The sequence below is a fragment of the Pantoea sp. DY-17 genome (genome assembly GCF_019795975.1).
GTDB lineage: Bacteria > Pseudomonadota > Gammaproteobacteria > Enterobacterales > Enterobacteriaceae > Pantoea > Pantoea leporis.
The window spans coordinates 400,425-424,641 of the sequence record NZ_JAIMIG010000003.1; the positions used below are offsets into that span (position 1 = coordinate 400,425).

The 24,217-nt window shown below is 54.9% G+C and carries 20 protein-coding genes; 12 read left to right on the forward strand and 8 right to left on the reverse strand.

The annotated features are described in order from the left end of the window. Positions 1-104: 104 nt before the first annotated feature. Positions 105-1,307 (reverse strand): pyridoxal phosphate-dependent aminotransferase, encoded by a 1,203-nt coding sequence (locus K5Y33_RS16060; protein ID WP_222234506.1) that lies wholly within the window; start codon positions 1,305-1,307, stop codon positions 105-107. A 485-nt stretch (positions 1,308-1,792) separates the two neighbouring features. Here K5Y33_RS16060 and nac point away from each other — a divergent pair, with 485 nt between their 5' ends. The 7 genes from nac (at position 1,793) to K5Y33_RS16095 (ending at position 6,697) form a co-directional block, all read left to right on the forward strand. Continuing rightward, positions 1,793-2,716 (forward strand): nitrogen assimilation transcriptional regulator NAC, encoded by a 924-nt coding sequence (gene nac, locus K5Y33_RS16065; RefSeq protein ID WP_049851333.1) that lies wholly within the window; start codon positions 1,793-1,795, stop codon positions 2,714-2,716. A 109-nt stretch (positions 2,717-2,825) separates the two neighbouring features. After that, positions 2,826-3,242 (forward strand): acetyl-CoA carboxylase biotin carboxyl carrier protein subunit, encoded by a 417-nt coding sequence (locus tag K5Y33_RS16070; RefSeq protein ID WP_222234508.1) that lies wholly within the window; start codon positions 2,826-2,828, stop codon positions 3,240-3,242. A gap of 112 nt (positions 3,243-3,354) precedes the next feature. Next, entirely contained in the window at positions 3,355-4,107 is a 753-nt protein-coding gene (locus tag K5Y33_RS16075) for an SDR family oxidoreductase (RefSeq protein WP_222234510.1), read from the forward strand. Positions 4,108-4,129: 22 nt separating this feature from the next. Next, positions 4,130-4,825 carry an amino acid ABC transporter permease gene (locus K5Y33_RS16080; protein WP_061718311.1) on the forward strand — a complete coding sequence of 232 codons (696 nt, stop codon included), beginning with the start codon at positions 4,130-4,132 and terminating at the stop codon, positions 4,823-4,825. 5 nt (positions 4,826-4,830) lie between these two features. Further along, positions 4,831-5,586 (forward strand): amino acid ABC transporter permease, encoded by a 756-nt coding sequence (locus K5Y33_RS16085; protein ID WP_222234511.1) that lies wholly within the window; start codon positions 4,831-4,833, stop codon positions 5,584-5,586. Between the two features lie 9 nt (positions 5,587-5,595). Then, a complete protein-coding gene (locus tag K5Y33_RS16090) occupies positions 5,596-6,333 on the forward strand; it encodes an amino acid ABC transporter ATP-binding protein (protein WP_101762314.1) in 738 nt (245 codons plus the stop codon). 88 nt (positions 6,334-6,421) lie between these two features. Next, the gene (locus tag K5Y33_RS16095) at positions 6,422-6,697 is read left to right on the forward strand and encodes a hypothetical protein (RefSeq protein WP_222234513.1); all 276 of its coding nucleotides are present in this window, start codon (positions 6,422-6,424) and stop codon (positions 6,695-6,697) included. 40 nt (positions 6,698-6,737) lie between these two features. Here K5Y33_RS16095 and K5Y33_RS16100 read toward each other — a convergent pair whose 3' ends face one another. The 4 genes from K5Y33_RS16100 to K5Y33_RS16115 are packed head-to-tail and all read right to left on the reverse strand — an operon-like array spanning position 6,738 to position 11,594. Beyond that, positions 6,738-7,748 (reverse strand): fimbrial protein, encoded by a 1,011-nt coding sequence (locus tag K5Y33_RS16100; RefSeq protein ID WP_222234514.1) that lies wholly within the window; start codon positions 7,746-7,748, stop codon positions 6,738-6,740. An 11-nt stretch (positions 7,749-7,759) separates the two neighbouring features. Beyond that, positions 7,760-10,318, reverse strand: coding sequence for a fimbria/pilus outer membrane usher protein (locus tag K5Y33_RS16105; protein ID WP_222234516.1), 2,559 nt, complete (start codon positions 10,316-10,318; stop codon positions 7,760-7,762). Between the two features lie 11 nt (positions 10,319-10,329). Beyond that, the gene (locus K5Y33_RS16110; RefSeq protein WP_101762318.1) at positions 10,330-11,016 is read right to left on the reverse strand and encodes a molecular chaperone; all 687 of its coding nucleotides are present in this window, start codon (positions 11,014-11,016) and stop codon (positions 10,330-10,332) included. Between the two features lie 53 nt (positions 11,017-11,069). Continuing rightward, the gene (locus K5Y33_RS16115) at positions 11,070-11,594 is read right to left on the reverse strand and encodes a fimbrial protein (RefSeq protein WP_101762319.1); all 525 of its coding nucleotides are present in this window, start codon (positions 11,592-11,594) and stop codon (positions 11,070-11,072) included. A gap of 910 nt (positions 11,595-12,504) precedes the next feature. Here K5Y33_RS16115 and K5Y33_RS16120 point away from each other — a divergent pair. Next, positions 12,505-17,235, forward strand: coding sequence for an Ig-like domain-containing protein (locus tag K5Y33_RS16120; RefSeq protein WP_222234518.1), 4,731 nt, complete (start codon positions 12,505-12,507; stop codon positions 17,233-17,235). A gap of 62 nt (positions 17,236-17,297) precedes the next feature. Here the strand turns inward: K5Y33_RS16120 and K5Y33_RS16125 are convergent, their stop codons facing one another. The 3 genes from K5Y33_RS16125 to K5Y33_RS16135 all read right to left on the reverse strand — a co-directional run bounded on the left by K5Y33_RS16125 (position 17,298) and on the right by K5Y33_RS16135 (position 20,577). Next, on the reverse strand, positions 17,298-18,467 hold the full coding sequence (locus tag K5Y33_RS16125; RefSeq protein ID WP_217549988.1) for a Gfo/Idh/MocA family protein: 1,170 nt from the start codon (positions 18,465-18,467) through the stop codon (positions 17,298-17,300). Positions 18,468-18,477: 10 nt separating this feature from the next. Next, positions 18,478-19,401 (reverse strand): TIM barrel protein, encoded by a 924-nt coding sequence (locus K5Y33_RS16130; protein ID WP_110868105.1) that lies wholly within the window; start codon positions 19,399-19,401, stop codon positions 18,478-18,480. A gap of 147 nt (positions 19,402-19,548) precedes the next feature. Further along, positions 19,549-20,577 (reverse strand): LacI family DNA-binding transcriptional regulator, encoded by a 1,029-nt coding sequence (locus K5Y33_RS16135; RefSeq protein WP_222234519.1) that lies wholly within the window; start codon positions 20,575-20,577, stop codon positions 19,549-19,551. A 318-nt stretch (positions 20,578-20,895) separates the two neighbouring features. Here K5Y33_RS16135 and K5Y33_RS16140 point away from each other — a divergent pair, with 318 nt between their 5' ends. The 4 genes from K5Y33_RS16140 (at position 20,896) to K5Y33_RS16155 (ending at position 24,211) form a co-directional block, all read left to right on the forward strand. Next, entirely contained in the window at positions 20,896-21,777 is an 882-nt protein-coding gene (locus K5Y33_RS16140; protein ID WP_222234521.1) for a sugar phosphate isomerase/epimerase family protein, read from the forward strand. 141 nt (positions 21,778-21,918) lie between these two features. Then, positions 21,919-22,938, forward strand: coding sequence for a LacI family DNA-binding transcriptional regulator (locus tag K5Y33_RS16145; RefSeq protein WP_222211658.1), 1,020 nt, complete (start codon positions 21,919-21,921; stop codon positions 22,936-22,938). Between the two features lie 101 nt (positions 22,939-23,039). Continuing rightward, positions 23,040-23,921: a glutathione-dependent disulfide-bond oxidoreductase gene (yghU, locus tag K5Y33_RS16150; RefSeq protein WP_137385013.1), complete on the forward strand. Its 882-nt coding sequence runs from the start codon at positions 23,040-23,042 to the stop codon at positions 23,919-23,921. Continuing rightward, positions 23,921-24,211: a DUF1330 domain-containing protein gene (locus tag K5Y33_RS16155; RefSeq protein ID WP_222234522.1), complete on the forward strand. Its 291-nt coding sequence runs from the start codon at positions 23,921-23,923 to the stop codon at positions 24,209-24,211. Before yghU ends, K5Y33_RS16155 begins: the two co-directional genes overlap by 1 nt. The last annotated feature ends 6 nt before the right edge of the window (positions 24,212-24,217 follow it).

The window sequence follows — 24,217 nt, forward strand, 5'->3', positions numbered from 1 at the left end:
TTATCAATCGCACCGATACGTAGCGGCGCGATTTATCGCGCAATAAATTGCGCCGCTACAGTTTTTGCATCTCTCCGCAACGGCGCGATAATTATTTCAATGAATCAAACACATCCACCACAAAACGCCGCAATGCGATCGCATCCCGTCTCTAACCGCTCCATGCTCGTGGCATACGACAAGCGGATAAATGGGCTCATGCCGTACGCCGCGCCCTGCACCGTCACCACGTGCTGCTCCTCAATCAGCGCCAGCACAAAATCGGCATCATTGGTGATCAATCTGCCACCGGCGCTGGTTTTGCCGATGTAGCCCGCGATATTCACAAACAGATAAAATGCGCCCTGCGGTTTGTGGCAGCGCAGGCCATCGATCGACGTCAGGCGCTCCAGTACATAATCACGGCGCTGGCGATAGATGCGCGCGCGCTCCTGCAGCAGATCCTGCGGGCCTTCCAGCACCGCCACCGCCGCGGCCTGCGTTAAGGTGCAAACGCCGCCGCTGTTCTGGGTATTCACGTTGCTCATCGCTTTGATCAACGACGCCGGGCCGCCGCAGAAACCCAATCGCCAGCCGGTCATGGACCAGGCTTTCGACACGCCGTTCACCGTCAGCACGCGGTCAACCAGGCGCGGCTCAACCTGCGCCAGCGTGTAAAAATGCACATCGTCATAAATCAGGTGTTCATAGATATCGTCGGTCATGATCCACACCTGCGGATGGCGCAGCAGCACCTCGCCCAGCGCGTGCAGCTCCGCTTGGCTCGCCACCGAACCGGTGGGATTGCTCGGGTAGTTGAGCAGCAACCATTTGGTTTTATCGGTGATGGCGGCGTCCAAATCGGCCGGCAGCGGTTTGAAGCCGTTCTCCTGCGTGCAGGGTAGCGCCACCGGCACGCCACCAGCGAATTTGACGATATCGGCATAGCTGATCCACGACGGCGTCGGGATCACCACTTCATCGCCAGGATTGATGGTCGCGAGGATCGCGTTAAAAATGATCTGCTTAGCGCCGCCGGCGGTGAGGATCTGGCTGACGTCGTAATCGAGCTGATTATCGCGTTTGAACTTCAGCTGGATCGCTTTGCGCAGCGCCGGCGTGCCGTCGGTGGGCGGATAGCGCGTATCCCCGGCGCGCGCAGCGGCATAAGCGGCTTCAATCGCGTGAGGTGGCGTGGGGAAATCGGGTTCACCGGTAGAAAGCGCCACCACATCAATGCCCTGCGCCGCGAGATCGCGGGCCTTTTGGGTCATGGCAACGGAGGCAGAAACGGTCACATTCTTTAATCGATCGGCTATCTCGGGCATGGGTTAATCCTGGCTCAGTGTCAGCATGAACGGCTTGCAGCAAGCTGCAAACACGACGTTTACCAGAGGATAGGTTTTTGCCCGAAGCGGCGGTTAATAGTGCTTTGTTGTGGTGATATAACACAAAGCGATGACTGAACCGACCGCACACTTTCGGCATAAAGATGGCGAGCCTGATGTGGAAATGCGCGGCAGGTCACGCGCTAGCGCCTGACGCAATGTTAATAGAGTGTTACTTTGAGTGCCGGATAACAGCGCGTAACGCCGGTTTACTCACTCCCATCATCGCCAAATCTAATGAGTGAATCGCACCATACCAGTGCAAAGGTCGCTGTTTTACCCTCGCCGTCTCGGCAACTGTCCAACTCAGCACCTGCCGTAGGAGGCACTGTGGCTCTACCCTCCTGTCTGAGTTCATTCGCGAAAGCTTATTTGGCATCAACTTTGCTTGATACCCGCTATGCGTTCTGTTGGAGGAAGCGTTCATGAATCTTCGTCGCCTGAAGTACTTTGTTAAAATTGTTGATGTGGGCAGCCTGACCCAGGCCGCCGATATTTTGCATATTGCCCAGCCCGCGCTGAGCCAGCAGCTGGCTACGCTGGAAGGGGAAGTGAATCAGCAACTGCTCATTCGTACCAAGCGCGGCGTGACGCCGACCGAAGCCGGGAAAACCCTCTATTCCCACGCGCAGGCGATTTTACGCCAGTGCGAGCAGGCACAAAGCGCCATCGAGCTGGTCGGCGCGTCACTGAGCGGCAGCGTCTCAGTGGGCTTAGCGCCGGGCACCGCGGCACAAAACCTCGCATTACCGCTGATGATGGAAGTGCAGCAGCAGCATCCCGGCATCGTGCTCTACTTCAATGAGAACTTCGGCACCACGCTGAGCGAACTGATCATGAATGGCCGCATGGATATGGCGGTAATTTACGATCACCGCACCATTCACGGCCTGCGCTTTATGCCGCTGATGAAAGAGGATCTCTACTTCGTCTGTCCGTTCAGCCTCGCGCAACCGGTGAAAGAGATCCCGCTGGCGCAGGTGGCGCAATACGATCTGTTCCTGCCGCGCGTCTACAACATCATGCGCAAAGTGCTCGACGATGCCTTCGTACACAACAATCTGCAGTACCGCGTGAAATGCGAGATCGAGTCGCAAACCACGCTGAATGCCGCCCTGAGCGCCGGTCTCGGCACCACCATCATGCCGGAATCCGCAGCGCGCGCGATGTTGAAAAGCGGCGATGCGTGGATGGCGAAGATCGTCGATCCGGATGTGCAGGTGTCGCTGTCGTTCTGCATGTCGGATCACTTGCCGCTGTCACAGCCAGCCGAAGCGGTGAAATCGATCCTGCTGTCGCTGATGTCGCGCCGCAACGTTGAGAATCATCCTTTGACGTTGGTGGGATAAGTCCCGCTTATTGCCGCAAAGCGAAACCCTCTTACTGCCCGTATTGCGAACGCGCTAGATTACGATTTTGCCCGCTCAGGCGGGCGTGTTTCGCTTTGACGGGAATTCCATGGATAAAACCGCAATACCGCTGCCGACGCTGCGTGCGCTGGCGCGCAAGATGCAATCCTCCGGGCTGAACAGCCTGGCGCTCGATGGCAAGCACTGGTCAGTGCGGTTGACCTTCGCCGCCACGCCAGCCACGCCCGCGCCTGTCACGCTTCCCGCCGCAGAAATCCCCCCCATCCCGCAACGCATCGGCGCACCGATGCCCGGCACGCTGCTGCGCCGCCATCCGCATAGTCCGCAGGATTTTGTCGCGCCTGGCCAGCACATCGAGGCCGGTGCGGTGGTGGCGCTGGTGCAGGTTGGCCCGCTGTATGTGCCGGTGATCAGCCCGGATAGCGGCACGGTGCAGTCGTTCGCGGTAGAGCATTTGTCTGCGGTGGAGTATGGCGAGGACGTGTTGATGTTTCGGTCGCCATGAATGGCGGCCCTGCGGGGTTATAAGGGGCGCTTATTGCCTCAAAATTTTTATGTCTTATGCCCTTGCGGCATAACTGCATACAGTCAAAAGACGCCATAACGAGGAGAGGCAGATGCCATTTTCAGATTACAAAACCGCGCTGGTGACCGGCGCATCGGCGGGAATGGGCGAAGCGATTGTTGAGCGCCTGTGCCAGGAGGGCATCACCGTGCACGCGGTGGCGCGCCGTAAAGAGCAGCTGGCAGCGCTGGCCGATCGTACCGGCTGTATTCCGCACGCGGTGGATGTCAGTGACATAAAGGCGCTGACCGCGCTATGCCAGGATCTCGAAATCGACATTCTGGTGAATAACGCTGGCCTGTCGCATCCGGGCTCGATCCTCGATGCCGATGAGAACGTGATTGAAACCCAGGTGGACGTCAATCTGCGCGCGGTGCTGCATCTGTGCCGTTTGCTGGTGCCGGGCATGGTGGCGCGCGATCGTGGCCACGTCTTCAACATCACCTCGATTGCTGCCATCTACAACTTCAACGGTAACTCGGTGTATCACGCCACCAAAGCCGGCGTGCATGCCCTTTCGCGCCAGCTACGCGTCGATTGCTACGGCGCGCGCGTGCGCATCACCGAAATCTGTCCGGGCCGCGTCGCCACCGATATCTTCGGCAACGTGTCAGGCGATCATGAAGAGGCGCGCCGCCGCTTCATTGATGGCTTTGAATTGCCTCAGGCCAAAGATATCGCCGACTGCGTTGCTTTCGCGCTCGCGGCACCGCTGGCGGTAAATATCGGCAACATCGAAATCACCCCGACATTACAGGTGCCGGGCGGTCTTTCCACCATGCGACCGGGCGAGCACAGCGCGTAGCAGGCGAAGATGAGGTAACAGAATGGCTCTCGATTTCAGCAGTGTGATAACCGGCCAATACGGCCAGATGATCGTTGACGGAACGGTGATCACCCTTGAACTGGCGTTGGGTGCCTGGCTGCTGGCGATGGTGCTGGCGCTGCTGCTGGTGGTGATTCGCCTGACTGAAAACCGCATCGCGGTTGGGCTGGTCAAAGCCTATGTCTCTTATCACCGCAATGTGCCGACGCTGATCCAGTTGATGATGTGGTACTTCGCCATTCCCACGCTGCTGCCGGAAGCGCTGCAGATGTGGATCAACAACTACAACGCCGAGTTCCTGTTCTCCCTCACCGCGCTGGGTCTGTGTCAGGCGGCGTACTTCTCCGAAGATATCCGCAGCGGCCTGCGCGCCATTCCCGACGGGCAGAACGAAGCTGCGCGCGCACTCGGCATGAGCTACGTGCGCGCCATGCACGGCGTGATTCTGCCGCAGGGCATTCGCAATGCGATGCCCGCGATGATCAACCACACGGTGCTGCTGTTTAAAAACACCAGCCTGGCGATGGTGATTGGCGTGGCGGATCTCACCTATGTAACGCGCGATATTGAGAACCAAACGTTCCGTACCTTCGAATCCTACATCGTGGCGACCGTGGGCTATCTGTTCTTCTCCCTGCTGCTGATGGGCCTTGGCGCATTGCTGGCCCGCCGCTTCCAGCGCGTCTATGCGAGGTAATGGCGATGTTTGAGATGTTCACCATTTTGCATGACAACGGCATGCTGCTGTTGATGGGGCAATACCCAAACGGTCCGATTGGCGGCGTGCTTTGTACGCTGCTGATCTCGGTGCTGGCGGTGCTGCTGGCGTTTCCGATTGGTGTGCTGCTGGGCCTGGCGCGTCTGTCGCCGTGGCGCTGGCTGAGCTGGCCCGCCACCGGCTGGGTTTACCTGCTGCGCGGCATCCCGCTGATGATGGTAGTGTTCTGGACTTACTTCTGTGTACCGCTGCTGATTGGCCACAACATCAGCGGTTTCGCCACCATGCTGTGTACGCTGGTGATTTATGAGAGTGCCTATATCGCCGAAATCGTGCGCGGCGGCATTCAGGCGCTGCCGCACGGCCAATACGAAGCCTCGCGCGCGCTGGGCATGAGCCACCTGAAAACCCTGCGTCTGGTTATTCTGCCGCAGGCGCTGTTCAACACCTTGCCCAGCCTGGTTAGCCAGCTGGTGTCGATTATCAAAGACAGTACGCTGGGCTATGTGATTAACGTGCCGGAGCTGACCTTTGCCGCCAATCAGGTGAGTAATCAGCTGCTGACCAAACCGTTTCAGGTGTTCGCCATTGTGGCGCTGAGCTACTACCTCATCTGCTTCAGCCTCACCTGGCTGGCCAATAAACTCGAAGCGCACATTGCGCAGAAACGTCGTCAAGCGCCGCAACCTGCTGCCAGCATGGCGCCCGCGGTGATGCTGACTAAAACCTCTTCGCAATAAGGAAACCGCATGGGACCGATGATCATGTTTAATCAGGTTAATAAATGGTACGGCGCGTATCAGGCGCTGACCAACCTGAGCGCTGAGATTAATCCCGGCGAAGTGGTGGTGGTGTGCGGCCCTTCCGGCTCGGGCAAATCGACGCTGATCCGCACCGTTAACCGTTTAGAACCGATCGATGACGGCCAGATTGTGTTTGATGGCACCGATATTCACGGCAGCAGCACGCGCCTCAATCAGCTGCGCACGCGCATCGGCTTTGTGTTTCAGAGCTTCAACCTGTTCCCGCATGTGACGGTGGCCGAGAACATCATGATGTCGCCGATGAAAGTGCTGGGCGTAAAGCGCAGCGAAGCGCGTCGTCAGGCGGGTGAATTGCTGGAGCGCGTGGGCTTAGCGCATAAAGCCGATGCTTATCCGGCGCAGCTTTCCGGCGGCCAGCAGCAGCGCGTGGCGATTGCCCGCGCGCTGGCGATGAAGCCGCCGGTGATGCTGTTCGATGAACCGACCTCGGCGCTCGATCCGGAGATGGTCGGCGAAGTGTTATCGGTGATGCGCGGTCTGGCGCAGGAAGGGATGACGATGATGTGCGTGACCCACGAAATGAACTTTGCCCGTGAGGTGGCAGATACCATCTGGTTTATGGACCAGGGACAGATTCTGGAGAAATCACAGCCAGAACAGTTCTTCACCCAGCCGCAGCACCCGCGCGCGCAGCGCTTCCTCAGCGACCTGCGATCGCATTAAGGGGGATATTTTTTCAGTATCGCCATTTTTAATTAAAGTTTGGTCCTAACTTGTCGTTCTTCTTTATGCCACCACCAGGAGAAGACCGATGAAAACAGCATTCGTATTATTTTCTGGTTTGCTATTTGCCCAAGCCGTTCTGGCAGAGGGCGGTACCGTTACTTTTACCGGTGCGATAGTTGAGCCTGCCTGTACGACGATGACCAATAGCCAGCATGCCGCAGTGCAATGTAGCCATAATGGTGTCGATAAAGTGCGTCAGGTTAGATTCAATAAGCAACAGCAGACGCTGCCGTTTCAACTCGGCAATGTCAGCGTGCAATCATCGGGTCATATTAAAGCTGTTGAAGTGATCTATCGGTGAGTCATCACTGACAATCTTCCCCCGCCAGGGGGAAGATTATTTATTGATAGGTCAGTGTGAAAGTCGCGGAACTGTTAGCTGTGCCGGGTGTAATGGTTGCGGTCGTTTGGTAATAACGCGCCTGAAGCGGAATGTTATAATTCCCCGCGCTGGCCGAGGTTCCGGCAACAATATTAGTGCCCAGTTGCACAGGCGCATTGTTAAACAGCAGCTGCACGCCCACTCCACTTGCCGTATTGGCACCTGATGTCAGATTTAATACTCCATTGGCGGAGTTTTGGGCATTTCCATCAATTTTCACATTGATGCGGGTGCCGGCATTACAGTTAAGCGGAAGGGTAAAATTACGCGTAAAGCTGGCATCGGGTGAACTGCCTGTCCCATTGAACGCACGCTTATCCACGTTGCCCATATTCACGGCGATGGCTGTATTGCTTACTGAACACGCCAGCGTTGTGACACTAAAACCATTCATAAGAATCGTCGATCCCGGTGAATGCCAGAGCGCCTGGTTGTTGCGCAAAATAAACGCTCCGGCCTCCTGCGCGGCAACCATCCCTGAACCGGTTGGCCCCGTTTTATAGAACTGTAACAACGCTTGCTCGCGCAGAGGTTGTCCCGCCATTAAGCCATTGACCGAACACAGCAACCTATTGTTCGCATTACCATCTCCCGTACCGGTTCCATCAACCCAGCCACTAAAGTTATTGCAGTTGTTCACTGAGATGGCACCGATAGCAAAGCCTATTCCCGCAATATTGGTGCTGTAAATTCGTCTGCCTCCAATGGTCGTGACATAGTTACCGGTGCCTTTTACGCCCACACTTTGGTAAGTCAACGCCGGCGCCGTGTTAGTACAGTTAAACGTGTTCACCGCACCCGAGGTGATCTGGCTGCCAATCAACGATCCCACCGGTAAATCCCGTTGAATCACTATCGCAGGTGGAGAAATTGTTGTCGCTGCTGTGGTGGTAGTACAGGTATAAGCCTGCGCAAAGTTAACGTACAACCCAATAAAAAATATGCTCGGTAATAAAAGAAATAAACGCATAAATGCTTCCTTTAGCGGCATTGTGCCGTCACAGAATTGACACCAAACTGAGCCTTTCCTAACGTAAACGGAGCCTGACATTCGCCGCCCTTCCAGTTCACCTTAACCACGCCCGCTGCGGGCACGCCGCTGAGGTAAACATGTTGTTTGTCATCAACGATGCCATGCGAAAGGGTTTCGCCGTTGGCAACGCTGGCACGTGCGCCGAACGGCACTTGACGCCCACGCAAGGTAACGACCATTTTTGCCCCCGATACCGTGGGATAATTGGCTAATGCTACGGCCCCCTGCGTAGGCACCACTGTTTGGCTGTCACTCAGCAGATCGACGTTATCGCCGAGCGAATTGGCATCAAGCGAAAGCGAGGTGCGGCGATAAGGTGTTACGTTAGGTACGACGGCATAACCTCTGCCATCAGTCAGCACGCCGGTTTGGTTGAGCACGCGAACCGCTTCCGCGTCTTCAGCACGCACTAAGGCCATGGTGTCACCCAACGGCTGGCTCAGAGTCACACCATAGGGATGCACCACGATGCCGCCCGTTGCGCCGTAATTCAGTTGTCGGGTATTACGCGAGTAGTTATAGCCAGCCTGGTATTCGCCAAAGCGTGCTTTATAGTTGACTGACGCATTGCCATTGGCGCCAACCCCTCGATTGGTGTAACCCTGCTGCACGCTATAGCTCAGGTTATTGTCTGCCAGTGCAGTGCCTGACAACCCCACCGCGCCAGTGGTTTTATCGCGATTGTCGGTGCTGCCCGAGAAGTTCAGCCAGCTTTTGGGTAAAAATCGGTCAAAGGGAATCTGCACCGCCAGCGAAAAAATTTGATCGTGTTTGGTGTAGAACGGCGTCTGTGAATAGCTGTAGTTAAAGGAGTAATTGATGGCGTTGAAGCTGGTGTTATAGCCCAGCGTCAAACTGCGCTCCTTGTCTGTCACGCCCCAATATTGTTGCTGGTAAGCGGAGAGAAAAAGACTGCCATAATCACCCAACGATTGATTAACGTTGAGTTGGGATTTACTGCGTCTGTTATGGCTATAACGCCAGTTTCGCCATTCGCGTCGGGCTTGTTCAACTTCATTGCGGTTGTTGGGATTACCCCGGAAACCCGGCGGCAGTGTATTCGCGTAATAGCCATTAGCTTCATTAAAATCGTAATAACCAGACGTGGAATAACGGTAGCCAGCCAGAGTAAAAGTGGTGCCGCTCATTGCGACATCTTTTGCATATTGAAAACGAAATGAGCCACCGCGATGAGTTTCTTCCATTAAACGGGCATTGGCGAATGTTCCGTCCAGCGAAATCGAACCCAATAACCCCAGACCTTTCCCCACACCAACCGATGCTGACGTGTAATCACCCGACAGGATAGATCCACCATAAACGGTTGAGCTATAAGGCAAACCATAAATACCTGTGCCTTGTATAAAGCCCGGTTTTTTTGCCGATCCCCCGGTTGAACGATATTGCCCGGCCGTGAAAGCATATTTGAAACGCCCTTCACGCTGCATGATAGGCACCGCAGAAAATGGCTGAACAAACTGTCGGACGCTGCCATTCGCTTCTTTTATTACCACCTCAAGATCGCCACTGGCCGAGGTAGGATAAAGATCGTTTATGGCGAAAGGTCCGGGTGGCACATAGGCTTGCCAAATGATGTTACCGTCCTGACGAATGGTAACTTGCGCATTGCTCTGCGCAATGCCTCGTACAACGGGTGCGAATCCTCGTAAGCTTTCAGGCTGCATATTGTCGTCTGAGTAGAGCTGAGCTCCACGAAAGGGGAAGCTATCGAATACCTCTGATGGCGTATAGCTCTCTCCCAATACCAGCTGGCTTTTCCAGGGTTTGATGTCACGCTGAACGTAGGTATTAATACTGTTCCACTTATCATCACCCTGACTATGGCTATAGGTGGTGTAATTGCGCGCGCGCCAGGCCCCGAGATTGATACCGCTACGCAAATTGAGATACGCGTTGTTATCACTTCCCTGACGATAATCACTCCAGTTATTGGCACCTGAATAGCCATAATTCATAAATAGCGCGTTGACACCATCGTCCCACTCATCTGGGCCAACATACCCTTGTGCGTTTTGTCGCACATATTCTTGTGGAATGGAGACATTTAAGCGTTGCTGGCTTAAATCAAAGCGGGTTTGCGCCTGCGGGATGATGGCAGCGATATTCGTCACTTCCTGCGCAGGTGAGATTTTCACGAAAGCGGGTGTGGCATTCTCTTTCACGCCCCACCGCATAAAATCGGCTTTCATTAATAGGGGCTGCAGACCCTTCGCACCGGGTTCAAAGCGTATGCTTTTTGATCCAACAAAATTGTCGTTCAGGTAAACGTCGGCGTTGTAAACGCCCGCCGCTTGACCCCCACTGCGACTAAAAGTGGAAAGATCCAGATTTGCACGCTGGCCGCTGTGTCGTTCCACCGTGTCAGGATCAAAATAATCCTCTGCAGCCACATCATTAATGGGCATTGCAGCCAGTATTACCATGTTAAGTAAGGTGCGCTGAAAAGCAGGCCTCAGCGTTAAAGGTATATTTTGTCTCATCGACATGGCCCTCTCCTTTAATCGGTGCCCACTTTTAATGTTTGTTCTGCTGTAATGCCGCCGAAATCATTAATCGCTCGCCAGCTCACCGGATTGCCAACGTGCACTTTTTGGCCAAGAACGATTTCCTGTGAAGGCAACACCATCGGCGGTTTGGTCATGGTTGAACCGTTTACGGTCAGGTCGTAGAGCGAAACGCTGTAAGGCGTGGGATTAAACACGGCGAGTTTGCCCTCACGCTGGCGAAATTTGAGCCTGGTAAAAGCCAATGCGGGATCGCCGCTTAACTCTGCGGGCCGGTAAAATAACTTCATCTTGTTTTTAATGGTGATAACGAGATCGTTAGTGGCCTGACGATTGACCGTCGGGATAATCTTGATATTCAACCAGTGCACGGATTCCTGATCGTCTGGCAACGTGTGACCACTGTAGATAACGCGCACCGAATTCTGGCTATGAGGCTCAAGGCGGAAGAGCGGGGGCGTGGTGATGAAAGTGTCATCAGCGGTATCACTCTCTTCCTGACTGCTAACCCAGGATTGAATCAAATAGGGACGATCGTCTGGATTAGTCACACTTATCGCGGCCAGCTTGTTTTTACCGTCATAAACCAGACGTGTGCCACCAATCTGCACACCAGACTGAGCCATAGGCGACAGGCACAAAAGTGCCATGGCCAATGGCCAAAGACTTTTTTTAAACATCCATCTCTCTCCGTGACGAAAGAAAGAGCCGCATGACGCGGCTCTGAAACTACTTAGTTGTAAGCAATGGTGAAGGTCGCCGTGGAGTTTGCTGTACCCGCAGTAACTGGCGTAGCCGTAGCGTAATATTTCGCTATGTAGGTCAGTACATTAGGGCCGGCTGCCGTGATCGGACGATCAGCCGATTTGCTGGCGATAGGGATGAGAGTGGAACTGTCTTGCTCATACAGCGCGACACCCACATTAGTGGCAGTTTGCCCTGAGTTCAGAGCGAGGATTTGGTTATTTCCCGCAGAGGTTGCGCCATCGAAACGTACGCTGGCCGAGGTTACCGCAGCAGGACAACTTGTCAGATTAATGTTGAAGCGAGTCGGTGCCGCGGTGACACCGGCTCCGGTGAAGGTTTTGCTCGAAACGGTGCCCAGATTCACGGTTTGGTTGGCAGAGCCAGTATCCACCGTGCAAGCGTTATCGGTAATTGTACCCGTGAAATTAATCGTGCCATCAGCAGCAGTTGTCGTGCCAATAAATCCAAGAGAAGCCGTAATTGCAACCAATACTGCGAACTTGCTTTTCATGATTAAGCCTCAAAAATCGTCATAAAAAATGTCTCTGCTCAAGCAATGAACTTTCATTTCCACAGCAGATAAAACATTAATCGAAGTAATGTTGGAGCCCTTCGACCGCTTTAAGTAAATGACAATTTTCAGGCTATTGAAAGTTTTTTTGACTATTCGTGCTTAATTTGAAATATAACCCTAAAAAAATTAGCGCGACGGTTAATTTACAGATCTTTGATCTTTTTTAAGATCTTTTTTTAGAATAAAAAACTTAACATTTGTATTTTAACGATCTAAAGATCTAAAAAATTACCTAAGACAGCATTTTATGCGAATGAGACAAAATGCGACTTCTCCAGGATATGTCTTCTTTTTCTGCTATTACCGTCAAAGATGCCCCTTTATTTTCAGGAAGACAGCATGAATTCGGTTTTTATTTGTACAATAGTTATAAGCCAGGTTTAACTATTACAGAAATAAAACTGTTATATTGCGTTGGGTTAATGATGAGGAGTGTGATTATTGGTTGCAGACAGAATATTGTTCTACGCTTGGTATAAAAGCGCATAAAGGCGCCAAAAAGCGCGTAAAAACGCAGAGAAATCGAAGATAAAATGGCATCAAATTTTTAGGTAAAGCGTGAAAAAAACGGCAAGTATGACGCCTGAACTGATATCGCATCAAGCCAGCGCTTTACACACTTGCCTATCTACAGGTCGCCTCGTAAGCGTATGTGTTGTTGTCCATCTAGCGGTATTTTCGTCCTATCCTCCTTTTAATCTTGTTCCTCGCAAGTCGTTCCTGCCTTGCTTTTTTCAAATCACTTAAAAGGTTTAAGACCCGTCTCAAGCGCTAACAACTTCTCCCCGCGTGAGAATTCCCCCTCACCTACTTCATGACCCCCTTTTAGCCAAAACACGAGAATTTTATGGACAACACACGTTCGTCAGCGTCACGCGCCGATGCCTCATCCCGCTGGATGCGACCGCTCATCTTTACCCAGATTGCCGTCCAGGTGGGCATGGCACTCACACCCTTTTGGGCATTATCTGTTGAAGCCGCCATCCGTCCGGGCGAAGAGACCTCACTCAGCAGCGCTGCCCAGCAGGCCAGTGGACTGGCTGAGGCGCATCAATCCGGTAACCTAAGCGGCTATCTCAGCCAGCAGGTCACTGGCGCCGCCGTAGGCCAGGCGCAAGAATGGCTAAAACAATGGGGTACCGCACGCGTCGAGCTTGGCACGGATGAGCACTTTAAGCCGCAGACTGGCTCGTTTGACCTGCTGTTACCGCTCAATCAGACGCCGGACCGCCTACTTTTCGCTCAACAAGGCCTGCGCAATAAAGACGGTCAATTTACTGGTAACTTCGGTCTCGGCCAGCGCCACTTCACCAGCCGCTGGATGCTTGGCTACAACGCCTTTTACGACCAGAACATCAGTCGCAGTCATAAACGAATGGGCATTGGTGCCGAAGCCTGGCGCGACTACCTCAAGCTTTCCGGAAATGGTTATTATCGCCTGAGCAGCTGGCGCAACTCTGTAGATGTTGAAGACTACGATGCTCGCCCGGCAAACGGGTTCGACCTTCGGGCCGAGGCCTGGCTACCCGTCTACCCGGCGATTGGCGGGCGTTTTATGTACGAAAAATACTACGGTGACGAAGTTGCATTGTTCAGCAAAGAGAGGCGCCAAAGTAACCCTGCTGCCTTCACCGCAGGTTTGAGCTATACCCCGGTGCCATTGGTGTCGTTCACACTGGACCATAAAGCCAGTGGTCATCAGCGCGAATCCCAATTAGGCCTCCAGTTCAACTATCAATTGGGTCAGACGCTCAGTAGCCAGCTCGATCCCAGCGCCGTAAATCTAAACCGCACTTTAGCTGCTAACCGTATGGCGCTGGTTGAGCGTAATAACAATATCGTGCTGGAATATCGCAAACAGGAGCTGATTCAACTTGGCCTGCCGACCGAAATCAATGGCCGCAGCGGTAAAACCGTGACTCTGAATTACAAGATCATCAGCAAGTACGGTCTGGCATCAATTATCTGGAACGACGCCGAGATCGTCGCTGCGGGTGGTCACATTCAGGACCTGGGTAACAACCAATACCAAATCGTGTTACCGCGCTTTATCGCTGGCGGCCATAACCGCTATACCCTGAGCGGCGTGGCCATAGACACACGTAATAACCGTTCGAAAGTTTCCTCGACTGTGGTCAACGTCAGTAGCCCGGCGATAAATGCCAGCACTAGCACGCTGAGCGCCTCGCCTGCCACTTTGCTTGCCGACGGTAAGGCCACGTCGCAGATCAGCATCCTGCTGCGCGATGAAAACGAGCAGCCAGTGACCGATGTGGCTGCGTCCATCGCGCTAAGTGCTACCGAGTTGAGCAACGCCCCGGAGAAAGCCGGTGTTGGTGCTCGCCCCAGCACCCATGCGGCTACCGCTGCCGCGAAGACGCCGGTGTTGAGTGCTGTCACAGAAAAAGGCAATGGCGAATACCTCGCCACGCTAACCGCCGGTACGCGTGCAGCAGACGTTAAACTCAGCGCCACCATCGATACGCTGCAACTGAGCCCGCTGACCATTAAACAAATTAGCGACATCGGTAGCGCCACCGTGGCTGACGGCGATCTACGTCTGACACGGGATAATGTAGTGGCCAACGGCAGTGCCATTGCTCGCGCAGAAGCTCGCGTGACAGATGCCATGGGCAACCCGGTTGCGGGTGTGACCGTGACCTTTGCATTGAGTGGCTCCGCGCAAGTCGCAGCAGGCAGTAGCCTGACGGCCATCAGCGACGACAACGGCATGGTGGTAATCGCCTTTACCGATACCGCGGCAGAAACCATTACAGTTACCGCGTCTACCGCCAACGGCAGCGCCAACGCCCTGGCGAATTTCATTGCCGACGCATCCACCGCCGCACTGGATAGGAGTAACCTTACAGTTGATCGAACCACTGCCATCGCCAATGGTAGCGATTCTGTCACTTTCAGCGCGCTGATTAAGGATGCCAATGGCAATCCAGTACCGGGCGTGAAGCTCAACTGGCACAGTAACGGTGGTGCATTGAGTGCTGCTGAGAGTCAGAGTGGCAAAAACGGTATTGCCATCGTCACCTTGAAAGATACTGCGGCGCATGATGTGCAGGTACAGGCACAGCTTGGCACGCAGGCCGCCGTGGATGCACCCGTCATCAGCTTTACCGCCGATGCCGCTAGCGCCACCATCGACGCGCGCGACTTTATTGTGGATAAAACCAGTGCCGTGGCCGATGGCAGCGATCTCGTGACTTACACCATTACTGTGAAGGACAAAAACGGAAACCCGCTGCCCGCACAAGTTGTAAACTGGCAGACCTCACTCGGAACACTTAGCCAGACAACAAGCGTGACAGGGCCAGACGGCAAAACCCAGGTCACGCTGACCTCAACCCAAATGGGCCAGGCGGGTGTAAGCGCAGCGCTGGTTGGCAAACCCGCGCTAAGTGCCGTCCTCGTGACTTTCGCCGCCGATGCCAGCAGCGCGCGAATCGGCAGCGGCGATTTGACCGTGGATAAAACCACCATTGTAAGTAGCGGCACGGATGCAGCACGCTTTACGGCGGTGGTTAAAGACGCTAACGGCAACCCAGTGGCGCATCAGCAGGTCAACTGGACCAGCAATCTTGGCAAACTCAGCGATGCAACGTCTGTCACCAACGTCAACGGTGAGGCCACGGTTACTTTCACCGGTACCACTGTAGGGTCGGCGCAGATCATCGCTGCGGTCAACGGCAACCCGGCAAATGCACCGAGGGTAAACATCGTCGCCGACGCGGCATCGGCCCGTCTGGACAGCGGTGATCTCACCGCCAACAAAACTAGCGCGCTGGCTAACGGCAGCGACAGCGTGTCTTATACGGCACGGGTCATCGATGCCGCCGGTAACCTGGTGAGTGGCGTAACCGTTGGATGGAGTAGCGATCGCGGCACGCTGAGCAGTGCGGCCAGCGTGACTGGTCCGGACGGTAAGGCAACCATAACGTTAACGTCTACGGCTGCAGGTAACGCGCAAGTAAAGGCGGTGGTGAACAGCCGCGCAGCGGTTAATGCGCCGGTGGTTGACTTCAAGGCTGACGCCGCTTCGGCTAGCATCAGCGACGGTGATTTAACGGTAAACAAAACCAGCATCACAGCGGGCACTCTTGACATGGCGATCTTCCGCGCCGTAGTGAAAGACGCCCACGGCAACCCCGTAGCCAACCTGCCTGTGTCTTGGGCAACCAGCGGTGGAACGCTGAGCGGTACGACGTCTACCACCAATACCGCTGGTGAGGCCACTATCTCACTCACCGCCACATTAGCAGGCACCGTGCAGGTTAACGCTCGCGTCAACAGCAGCGCGGCTGTGAATGCACCGCCAGTGACGGTGACGGCAGATACCGCCAGTGCACAAATCGCCAATGGCGGTGTGACGGCGGACAAAGTCAGCGCCATCGCGAATAGCGGTGAGAAAATTACTTACAGTGCAACGATTAAGGATGCCTATGGCAACCCGCTGAGCAATTTATCTGTGAGCTGGAGCACCGACCGCGGCAACCTGGCGCAGAATAGCAGTAAAACCAACGTCTCAGGCGTGGCGACGGTAACGTTAAGCTCAACGGTTTTGGGAGCAGCTATCGTCACGGCGCAGCCGGGTAGCGGCACGGCGGTGGCGGCGACGGCGGTGGAGTTCACGGCGGAGAGCAGTAGCGCCAGCCTTAACGCCGGTGATCTGATCGTGGATGCACGACAAATTCCAGCGGACAACACCAGTAAAGCGACCTATACCGCACTGGTGAAAGATCGCTATGGCAATCCCGTGAAAGGGCTGCTTATCAACTGGACCACCAACTTTGGCCAACTTAACGGGCAAACACAGCGCACAGATGATGAGGGAAAATCGCATAATACCTTGCAATCAGGTGCACCAGGCAAAGGGATTGTCAGCGTGAGTGTCGGAGCCAACGCGCCAGTTACCGCACCGGAAGTCGAATTTGTGGTCGATAGCTCCACCGCCACGATTACATCAATGCAAACCTCTAAAAACGCGGTATACGGTTTTGGTGGCGATAATCCAGTGATTAGCGTGGTGGTAAAAAATGCGCAAAATCAGGCGGTACCCAATTACAAAGTTAACTGGTCGACCGATATTGGTAGCATCGATAGCGAATCATTCACTGATGCTACAGGTACGGCGACCGCCACTCTTGATAGCTTGCATGTGAACAGCAATAAGAGACAGGGCACTGTTCAAGCGTTGCTGGCTAACACTTCTCAGAAAACGATCAGTCAGACCATTACTCCGGTATACAGAGCCGGCAATCATCAATACCTTGCCCTTGCCTATGACTCGACTGGGGTAACACCGCCTGTTCAGGAGGTGAGAGATTTTTGTAACAATATGGGTGCCCATCTAGCTGGTTCCGCAGAATTGGCGGTATTTGCCCAGGAAGGCGGCGACTTTGTTGAAGCCAGAACGCTGTTAACACAAAGTGGATTCATCAGCACTTGGTATGCATTGAGTGATAGCTGGAAAGGCCTCAAAGGCAATTTCGATTCCACCCTAGGCACCGTAGGAGATATCGCCTCAAAATCAACAGCTCCTACTGTTTACATTGTTTGCACGCGATAAGTCATTCGGTATGCTCATTTTGGGTCGGCTGGACATGCCGACCCATTTTCTTTACCGCCCCCTTAGCACGTCACCCACACTGATCCCGCATCCGCAGACTTCACGCACTGCTCCACCCATCGCACGCCCATCAAACCGGCATGCGCGCCCGGATACCAGAAGTCTTTCAGGAATGCCTGATCGCTACGATCGGTGGCATCCATTGCCAGCGCAAAACGGCGATAGAGATTGGACCAGGCTTCAAACAATCCTTCCGGATGTCCGCCGCCAATACGGTCGTCAGCCAGCGCACTCGGATGCAGATAACCCATGCCGCGCTCGAGAATCTGCACCGGCTCGCCCTGCACTTCATAGCGCAGCTGATTCGGCTGCTCATCCCACCACTCCAGGCTGGCTTTCTCGCCGATCACCCGCACCTTCTGGCCGTGCATCGAACCGCAGTTCACCGCCGATGCCCACATAGTGCCGACTGCGCCGTTGTCGTACTCCATCATCACGAAGGCGTTATCCTCCAGCGGCGCACGGGTTTTGACAAAGCTCTGGCGGCTGCACAGCAGGCGTTTGATCTGCAGATGCGGCACCATGGTTTCGGCGATAAACAGCGGATGTGTCGCCAAATCGCCCAGCACATAGCTCGGCCCGACGAAGCGCGGATCGACGCGCCACTTGGTGCTTTCGTTCTGCAATTCAACCGCTTCGTTATGGAAGCCGTGCGCGAACTGCATGTTGATGATGCGGATCTCACCCAGCAAACCTGCGGCAATCATTTCGCGTGCCTGATGAATCAGCTGATGTCCGGCGTAACCATAAGTCACACCGATGATTTTCTTCTTCTCAGCACACAGCTGTTCCAGCTCATCGGCCTCGGCAGCGGTGAAGCACAGCGGCTTCTCACACACCACATGGAGACCCGCATTCAGTGCGGCGCGGCAGATGGCGAAGTGCGTGTTATTGGGTGTGGCGATCGACACCGCTTCGATGCCGTCCGGACGCGCCGCTTCTGCCGCAAACAGGGTTTCGTAATCTGCGTAGCAGCGATCGGCTTCGATACCTAGCGAAGTGCCAAAGGCGCGGCCGCGCTCGGCGTTGATATCGAATGCGCCTGCCAGCAGCGTGAAGTTGTTATCACGCGTGGCCGCCGAACGGTGAATGTAACCAATCTGGCTGGTGCCGCCACCGCCAACCATGCCCCAGCGTAGCGAGCGATCCAGAGCCTTAATGCCGTTGATCATGTTGTTCTCCTCAGAATCCGACCGATTGCAAATAGTGCAGGCTGGCGGTGACGTCACGCAGGCTGGTGTCGGCATCACGCGGATCGCGCTCCTGCTCGACGGTGATCCAGCCCTGATAATTGCGCTCCGCCAGGAAGGCGCGCACCGCTGGATAATCAATTGCCCCTTTGCCAATCGGGCACATCACGCCTTCTGCGCAGGCGGCAAAGAAATCGACGCCGCGCGCAATCACGTCGCGCCATACCGCATCGTTAACGTCTTTGAAGTGCAGATAATCGATGCGATCCCAGTAGCGGCTGAGGTAAGGAATCGGATCCATGCCGGAGTAGTACAGATGGCCGGTGTCGAGGCACAAACCAGCGACTTCATGCGGAATGTCTTCCACCAGCTGTTGCAGCTCGTCGGCGAACTCAATGCATCCGCCGGCATGCGGATGGATCACCGCACGCACGCCGTATTCGTTCCAGGCAATCTGGCTCAGCGTGGTGATGTGCTGCATCATGCGCTGCCACGCTTCAGCTGACAGGCGCGGCGCCTTGGCGGATTGACCAGCGTATTTGGCGCGTTCTGGATTACCGAAGTCGATAATGACCAGATAAGGTGCGGGCTTGTTGTCCGCATGGGTTTTGGTCGCGGTCGGTACCAGAGACAGGTTACGACAGATGTTGTGCGTCAGCTCAACCATCGCCGGGAAATTGGCTTCACTCACCAAATCATCAAAAATGGTGCCCGCCACCAGCGACAAGTCGTGCGCTTCCAGCTGCTGACGCAGTTCGGCAGGCTCAACCGGCAGATAGCTCCATGGGCCCAGCTCAATGCTTTTATAACCGGCCTGCGACGCTTCACTCAGGACTTTCTGCCACGGCGGCAGGAAGGGATTTTTCGGGTCATCAACGCCCCAGCTACAGGGCGCGTTAGCAATATGGATAGTCATGATCGTTCCTTGCGGTAGTAGATGGCGCAAGTATCAAATAAATATTTCATCATCAACAACCATGAAACATTCATTTTTTGATAGCGATCATGGTATTTCGTATCATTAAAATGATAGAAAATATATCAAATACAGCAACGACGCGGCCTACAGGTTTTCACGCGTGACGATATCAAACGGCAGGATGATCTGGGAGAAATGATCGCCCGGCTGCTCATGATGCTGCTGCACCATCTGCGCCAGGCGCATGGCCATTTCGTCGATGCGGTTGCGGATCATCACCGTAATGGTGCCATCAATCAGCGCCAGCTCGCCCTCTTTCACCGGACCATGACATATCAACGCCACCTTACGCTGCGGCTGCTGGCGCAACGCATGAATCACGCCCTCAATGCCGCCGCAAGGCGCGAAGATCAGTGCCAAATCGGCATGTTCTTCCAGTAGCTGACGCGTGGAACGGTAGCCGCCATCAATCGATTCATTGGTTTTCAGCGGCTCCAGCACGCGTCGCGCGCTGTCCTGCTCACGCAGATAGGAGCGGAAACTGATCTCATTGCTCTCCTGACAGATAAAGCGATGGTCGCCCACCAGCACGCCGACCGAACCCGGCTGATGCAACAGGTGCGTGGCAATCCACGCGGCGGTGCGTCCGGCTTTCTGGTTATCCAGACCGACATAACCGGCGTGACCGCACGGCGAAAAGTTGGAAAACAGCGCATAAACCCGCACGCCCTGACGCGATATGTTTTCTATCGCATGGCGAATCAGCGGGTGGTCCAGCGCAACTAAGCCAATCGCATCCACCTGCCCGGCCAGCGCATACAGCGAGGCCACCACCGCTTCCACATCATCAATGTCGTGCCAGGTAAAAAGCGGTTCGCTGCCTGCCGGATGAAACGGCTGCGTATGCTGGCGTAGCGCATCAGTGAGGGAATGATAGAACGAGTAGGATTTTGACAGCAGGATAAAGCCCATGCGCAGCGTCACGCTGGCGGCTGGCACGGTGCCGCTCAGCAGCGGCACATTGCCGATGCGATAACCGAGGCGATTAGCAGCTTCCAGCACCTTCTGCTCCGTTGCGGCGCGCACCGGTGCACGACGGTTTAACACGCGATCGACGGTCGCCACGCCAACACCGGCGGCGGCGGCAATCGCGGTCATGGTGATTTTACTCATGCGCTACTTCCCTGAATGAAATGATAATAAATTATCAAAAATAATGCCCTAATCTGCGGTAAATCACCAATCATCCCGCACAGGAATCATCAGTAATTGGCTTCAAGTGATAGGGAATCTCTCATTATTTTGATCGCTCTCGCAAAAATGAAATAACTCATTTCATCTTAATACCATTCAGAATAAATGTTTGATATTCATGTGCGTATTCAAAGCGGTCTGGCTGATGGTTTCACATCAGAATACGTGATGAAGCGCGTAAAAAGATCGGTATGGTCATCATCAAAGTCCGCACCGCTTAACGCTCAGGAGAAAACAATGAAAATCGCTTTTGATGTGGATGTAATCAGGGATCTCGGCATCACGCGCATGGTGCATCAGGTGGCGGAATGGGGCTACAAGTACATCGAGCAGTCGCCGCACCCGCAGATCAACCCGTTTTATAAACATCCGAAAGCCAGCCGTGAAATCATGCGCGAATACAAAAACGCGCTGAATGCCACCGGGCTGGAGATCTCCTCGTTTATTACCGTATATCGCTGGTCTGGCCCGGATGAACTGCGTCGTCAGGCGGCGGTGAAGAACTGGAAACGCATGATCGAGATTGCCGTCGAAATGGGCGTGCAGGTGATCAACACCGAGCTGTCGGGCAATCCCAACGAGCCAGAAATTTGTGAAGAGATGTTCTATCGTTCGATGGAAGAGCTGCTGCCGATCATCGAACGTGAAGGCATCCGCGTCGAAATTCAGGCGCATCCGTGGGATTTCTGTGAGCAGAGCAACGAAACTGCAGACATTGTGAAGTCGTTCCGCAGCGAAAACGTGAAGTACATCTACAGCGCGCCGCACACCTTCTATTACGACAAAGGTGTGGGCGATGTGAAGAACATGCTGCATTACGCCGGCGACGATCTTTCACATATGCTGATCGCCGATACCATGAACCACACCAAGCACTGCCGTTATATCGTCAACCCGCCAGGCGTGGATGCCACCATCCACCAGCACGTGGCGGTCGGTGAAGGCGAAGTGAATTTCGATGCGCTGTTTGAAGCACTGCGCGAGATGAATTTTGCCAACCGCACCTTTATGGTTGGCGGCGAGTCGATTATTTCGGCGGCGCTGTTCGGTTATCCGGAGAAGATGAAGTATCAGGCGGTGGAAACCCGCGAACTGATTGAGCGTGAGCTGTTGGGATAGTTGAGTGCGCGCTGATGCCCTCACCCTAACCCTCTCCCACCGGGAGAGAGAACTGGATGGTGCGGCTTACTCGATCGGTCCTTTCTCCCGCTGGCGGGAGAAGGTTAGGATGAGGGCCCGCTCTATTGGAATGCACGCAACATGAAAGCAGTAACGCTGGCCGAGCTGGCAAAACAACTGGGCGTCGGTGTCGCCACGGTTGACCGGGTACTCAACGATCGCGGTGGCGTATCGCCCGCCATGAGCAAAAAAATCCTGCAGGCCGCGCGTGACGCCGGTTTAAAACGCATTTTGCCCGAGGAACATCGCCATCCGTGGCAGATCGAAGTGCTGCTCAGCGGCAACGCCTCCTTCTTCTTTCAGCAATTAGCGCAAGACTTTGCCAAACTCGCCGACCAACTCGGTTATCGCCGCCTGCGTCTGCATCGCACGCTGATCCCGGAAAATGCACCGGAAAAACTCGCCGCACACATCACCACCAGCAGTAAAAAGATGGATGCGCTGATCGTCTTCGCCCATCAAAACCCGCTAATCTACGATGCGCTCGCCGCCTGTAAAGCGCGCGGCGTGCCGGTGATCACGCTGGTCGCCGATCTGCCCGATGCCGCGCGGCTGTGCCACGTCGGTATCGATCAATACAAAGCCGGGCGCACCGCCGGTTTGATGCTCGGTAGCATGCTGTCGCAGCCGGGTGAAGTGGTGTTGATGAGCGGACGCGCGGATTACGCTGCCCACCGCCTGCGCATTGAGGGCTTTCAGGCGGTGCTGGCCGAACGCTTTCCGCAGCTGCGCCTGCGCGAGATTCTTGCCGGTCAGGATGAGCGCGAACGCATCAGCCGCCTGTTAGAAAAAACGCTGGCCGCCTCGCCGCCGATTGTCGGGCTGTATAACACCGGCATTGGCAACACACAGGTGCACGAAGCGCTGGCGCGTCATCGTCTCGACGGTAAAGTGCTGTACGTCACGCACGAGTTGTACAGCACCACACGCCGACTGTTGCAGGATCGCGTGCTGAACCTCACCCTCGATCAAAACACCCTGCGCCATGCTCAGCTTGCCTTAACGCTGATGCTGCGGCATCTGGAAGAGGGCGACATCCCCGACACCTATCAGCCTGGTAGAGTGGACTTTATGCTGTTTACGCAAGAGAACTTTACATAATCGGACTTTGCGTCCCACCGCCAGCGCGGTTAAATCGCCTGTATCACGCGCTGCTACACTCAGTAGCAGCAAAAATACAATCACAACAAGGCGAAACCACTATGTCGGAACATCAGTATCAGCCCGCGAAAGTCTGGACCTGGGACCCGGAAGCCAAAGGTAACGGCGCGAAAACCAACCGTCCAACCGCCGGGCCGACGCATGACAAAACCTTGCCGGTCGGCAAACATCCGCTGCAGCTATACTCGCTCGGCACGCCAAACGGCCAGAAAATTACTATCCTGCTGGAAGAGTTACTGGCGGTGGGTGCCAAAGACGCCGAGTACGATGCCTGGCTGATCCGTATCGGCGATGGCGATCAGTTCTCCAGCGGTTTTGTCGATGTAAACCCGAACTCGAAAATCCCGGCGCTGAGCGACCATTCCGTCACGCCACCGCAGCGCGTGTTTGAATCCGGCAATATCCTGCTCTATCTGGCCGAGAAGTTCGGTCACTTCCTGCCGACCTCGCTGGCAGGCCGCACCGAAACCCTGAACTGGCTGTTCTGGCTGCAAGGTTCTGCGCCGTATCTCGGCGGCGGCTTTGGTCACTTCTATCACTACGCGCCCGAAAAAATCGAATACGCCATCAACCGCTTCACGCTGGAAGCTAAACGTCAGCTGGACGTGCTGGATCGTCAGTTGGCCGACCATCGCTTCCTCGCCGGTGACGAATACACCATCGCCGATATCGCCACCTGGCCGTGGTACGGCAATCTGGTGCTGAACAACCAATATGGCGGCAGCGAATTCCTTGATGTGCAGTCGTACAAAAATGTGGTGCGCTGGGCGAAAGAGATTGCCGAGCGTCCGGCGGTGATTCGCGGGCGTAAAGTGAATCGTGCCTTTGGTGCCGAGCCGCAGGATCAGCTGCTGGAGCGCCATGATGCCGCCGATTTCGATAACAACACTGAAGACAAACGCCAGGCGCGAGGAGAGAAATAATGGCTGCATATGTGGTGTTTATTAAGGACGAAACCTTAGACCAGGACGAGCTGGCGACGTATGCCGAGAAAGCCGGACAGGCGCGCGGCGACCATCCCATCACCCCGCTGGCGTTTTATGGCGCCCTGGAAACGCTGGAAGGCCCGGAAGCGGAAGGCGTGGTGGTGCTCGAATTCCCGGATGCTGAGGCGGCGAAAGGCTGGTATTTCAGCCCGGCGTATCAGGAAGCCAAAGCGCATCGCCTGAAAGGCGCGAAATACCGCGTGCTGCTGGTTAATGGCGTAGAGTAATTAACG

Bases quoted from the DNA above. Each gene is read 5' to 3' on its own strand.
- yghU (WP_137385013.1), top strand. From the start codon at position 23,040: ATGTCGGAACATCAGTATCAGCCCGCGAAAGTCTGGACCTGGGACCCG.
- K5Y33_RS16080 (WP_061718311.1), top strand. From the start codon at position 4,130: ATGGCTCTCGATTTCAGCAGTGTGATAACCGGCCAATACGGCCAGATG.
- K5Y33_RS16075 (WP_222234510.1), top strand. From the start codon at position 3,355: ATGCCATTTTCAGATTACAAAACCGCGCTGGTGACCGGCGCATCGGCG.
- K5Y33_RS16115 (WP_101762319.1), bottom strand. From the start codon at position 11,594: ATGAAAAGCAAGTTCGCAGTATTGGTTGCAATTACGGCTTCTCTTGGA.
- K5Y33_RS16085 (WP_222234511.1), top strand. From the start codon at position 4,831: ATGTTTGAGATGTTCACCATTTTGCATGACAACGGCATGCTGCTGTTG.
- K5Y33_RS16105 (WP_222234516.1), bottom strand. From the start codon at position 10,318: ATGTCGATGAGACAAAATATACCTTTAACGCTGAGGCCTGCTTTTCAG.
- K5Y33_RS16095 (WP_222234513.1), top strand. From the start codon at position 6,422: ATGAAAACAGCATTCGTATTATTTTCTGGTTTGCTATTTGCCCAAGCC.
- K5Y33_RS16140 (WP_222234521.1), top strand. From the start codon at position 20,896: ATGAAAATCGCTTTTGATGTGGATGTAATCAGGGATCTCGGCATCACG.
- K5Y33_RS16070 (WP_222234508.1), top strand. From the start codon at position 2,826: ATGGATAAAACCGCAATACCGCTGCCGACGCTGCGTGCGCTGGCGCGC.
- K5Y33_RS16090 (WP_101762314.1), top strand. From the start codon at position 5,596: ATGGGACCGATGATCATGTTTAATCAGGTTAATAAATGGTACGGCGCG.
- K5Y33_RS16060 (WP_222234506.1), bottom strand. From the start codon at position 1,307: ATGCCCGAGATAGCCGATCGATTAAAGAATGTGACCGTTTCTGCCTCC.
- K5Y33_RS16100 (WP_222234514.1), bottom strand. From the start codon at position 7,748: ATGCGTTTATTTCTTTTATTACCGAGCATATTTTTTATTGGGTTGTAC.
- K5Y33_RS16120 (WP_222234518.1), top strand. From the start codon at position 12,505: ATGGACAACACACGTTCGTCAGCGTCACGCGCCGATGCCTCATCCCGC.
- K5Y33_RS16130 (WP_110868105.1), bottom strand. From the start codon at position 19,401: ATGACTATCCATATTGCTAACGCGCCCTGTAGCTGGGGCGTTGATGAC.
- K5Y33_RS16155 (WP_222234522.1), top strand. From the start codon at position 23,921: ATGGCTGCATATGTGGTGTTTATTAAGGACGAAACCTTAGACCAGGAC.
- K5Y33_RS16125 (WP_217549988.1), bottom strand. From the start codon at position 18,467: ATGATCAACGGCATTAAGGCTCTGGATCGCTCGCTACGCTGGGGCATG.
- nac (WP_049851333.1), top strand. From the start codon at position 1,793: ATGAATCTTCGTCGCCTGAAGTACTTTGTTAAAATTGTTGATGTGGGC.
- K5Y33_RS16110 (WP_101762318.1), bottom strand. From the start codon at position 11,016: ATGTTTAAAAAAAGTCTTTGGCCATTGGCCATGGCACTTTTGTGCCTG.
- K5Y33_RS16145 (WP_222211658.1), top strand. From the start codon at position 21,919: ATGAAAGCAGTAACGCTGGCCGAGCTGGCAAAACAACTGGGCGTCGGT.
- K5Y33_RS16135 (WP_222234519.1), bottom strand. From the start codon at position 20,577: ATGAGTAAAATCACCATGACCGCGATTGCCGCCGCCGCCGGTGTTGGC.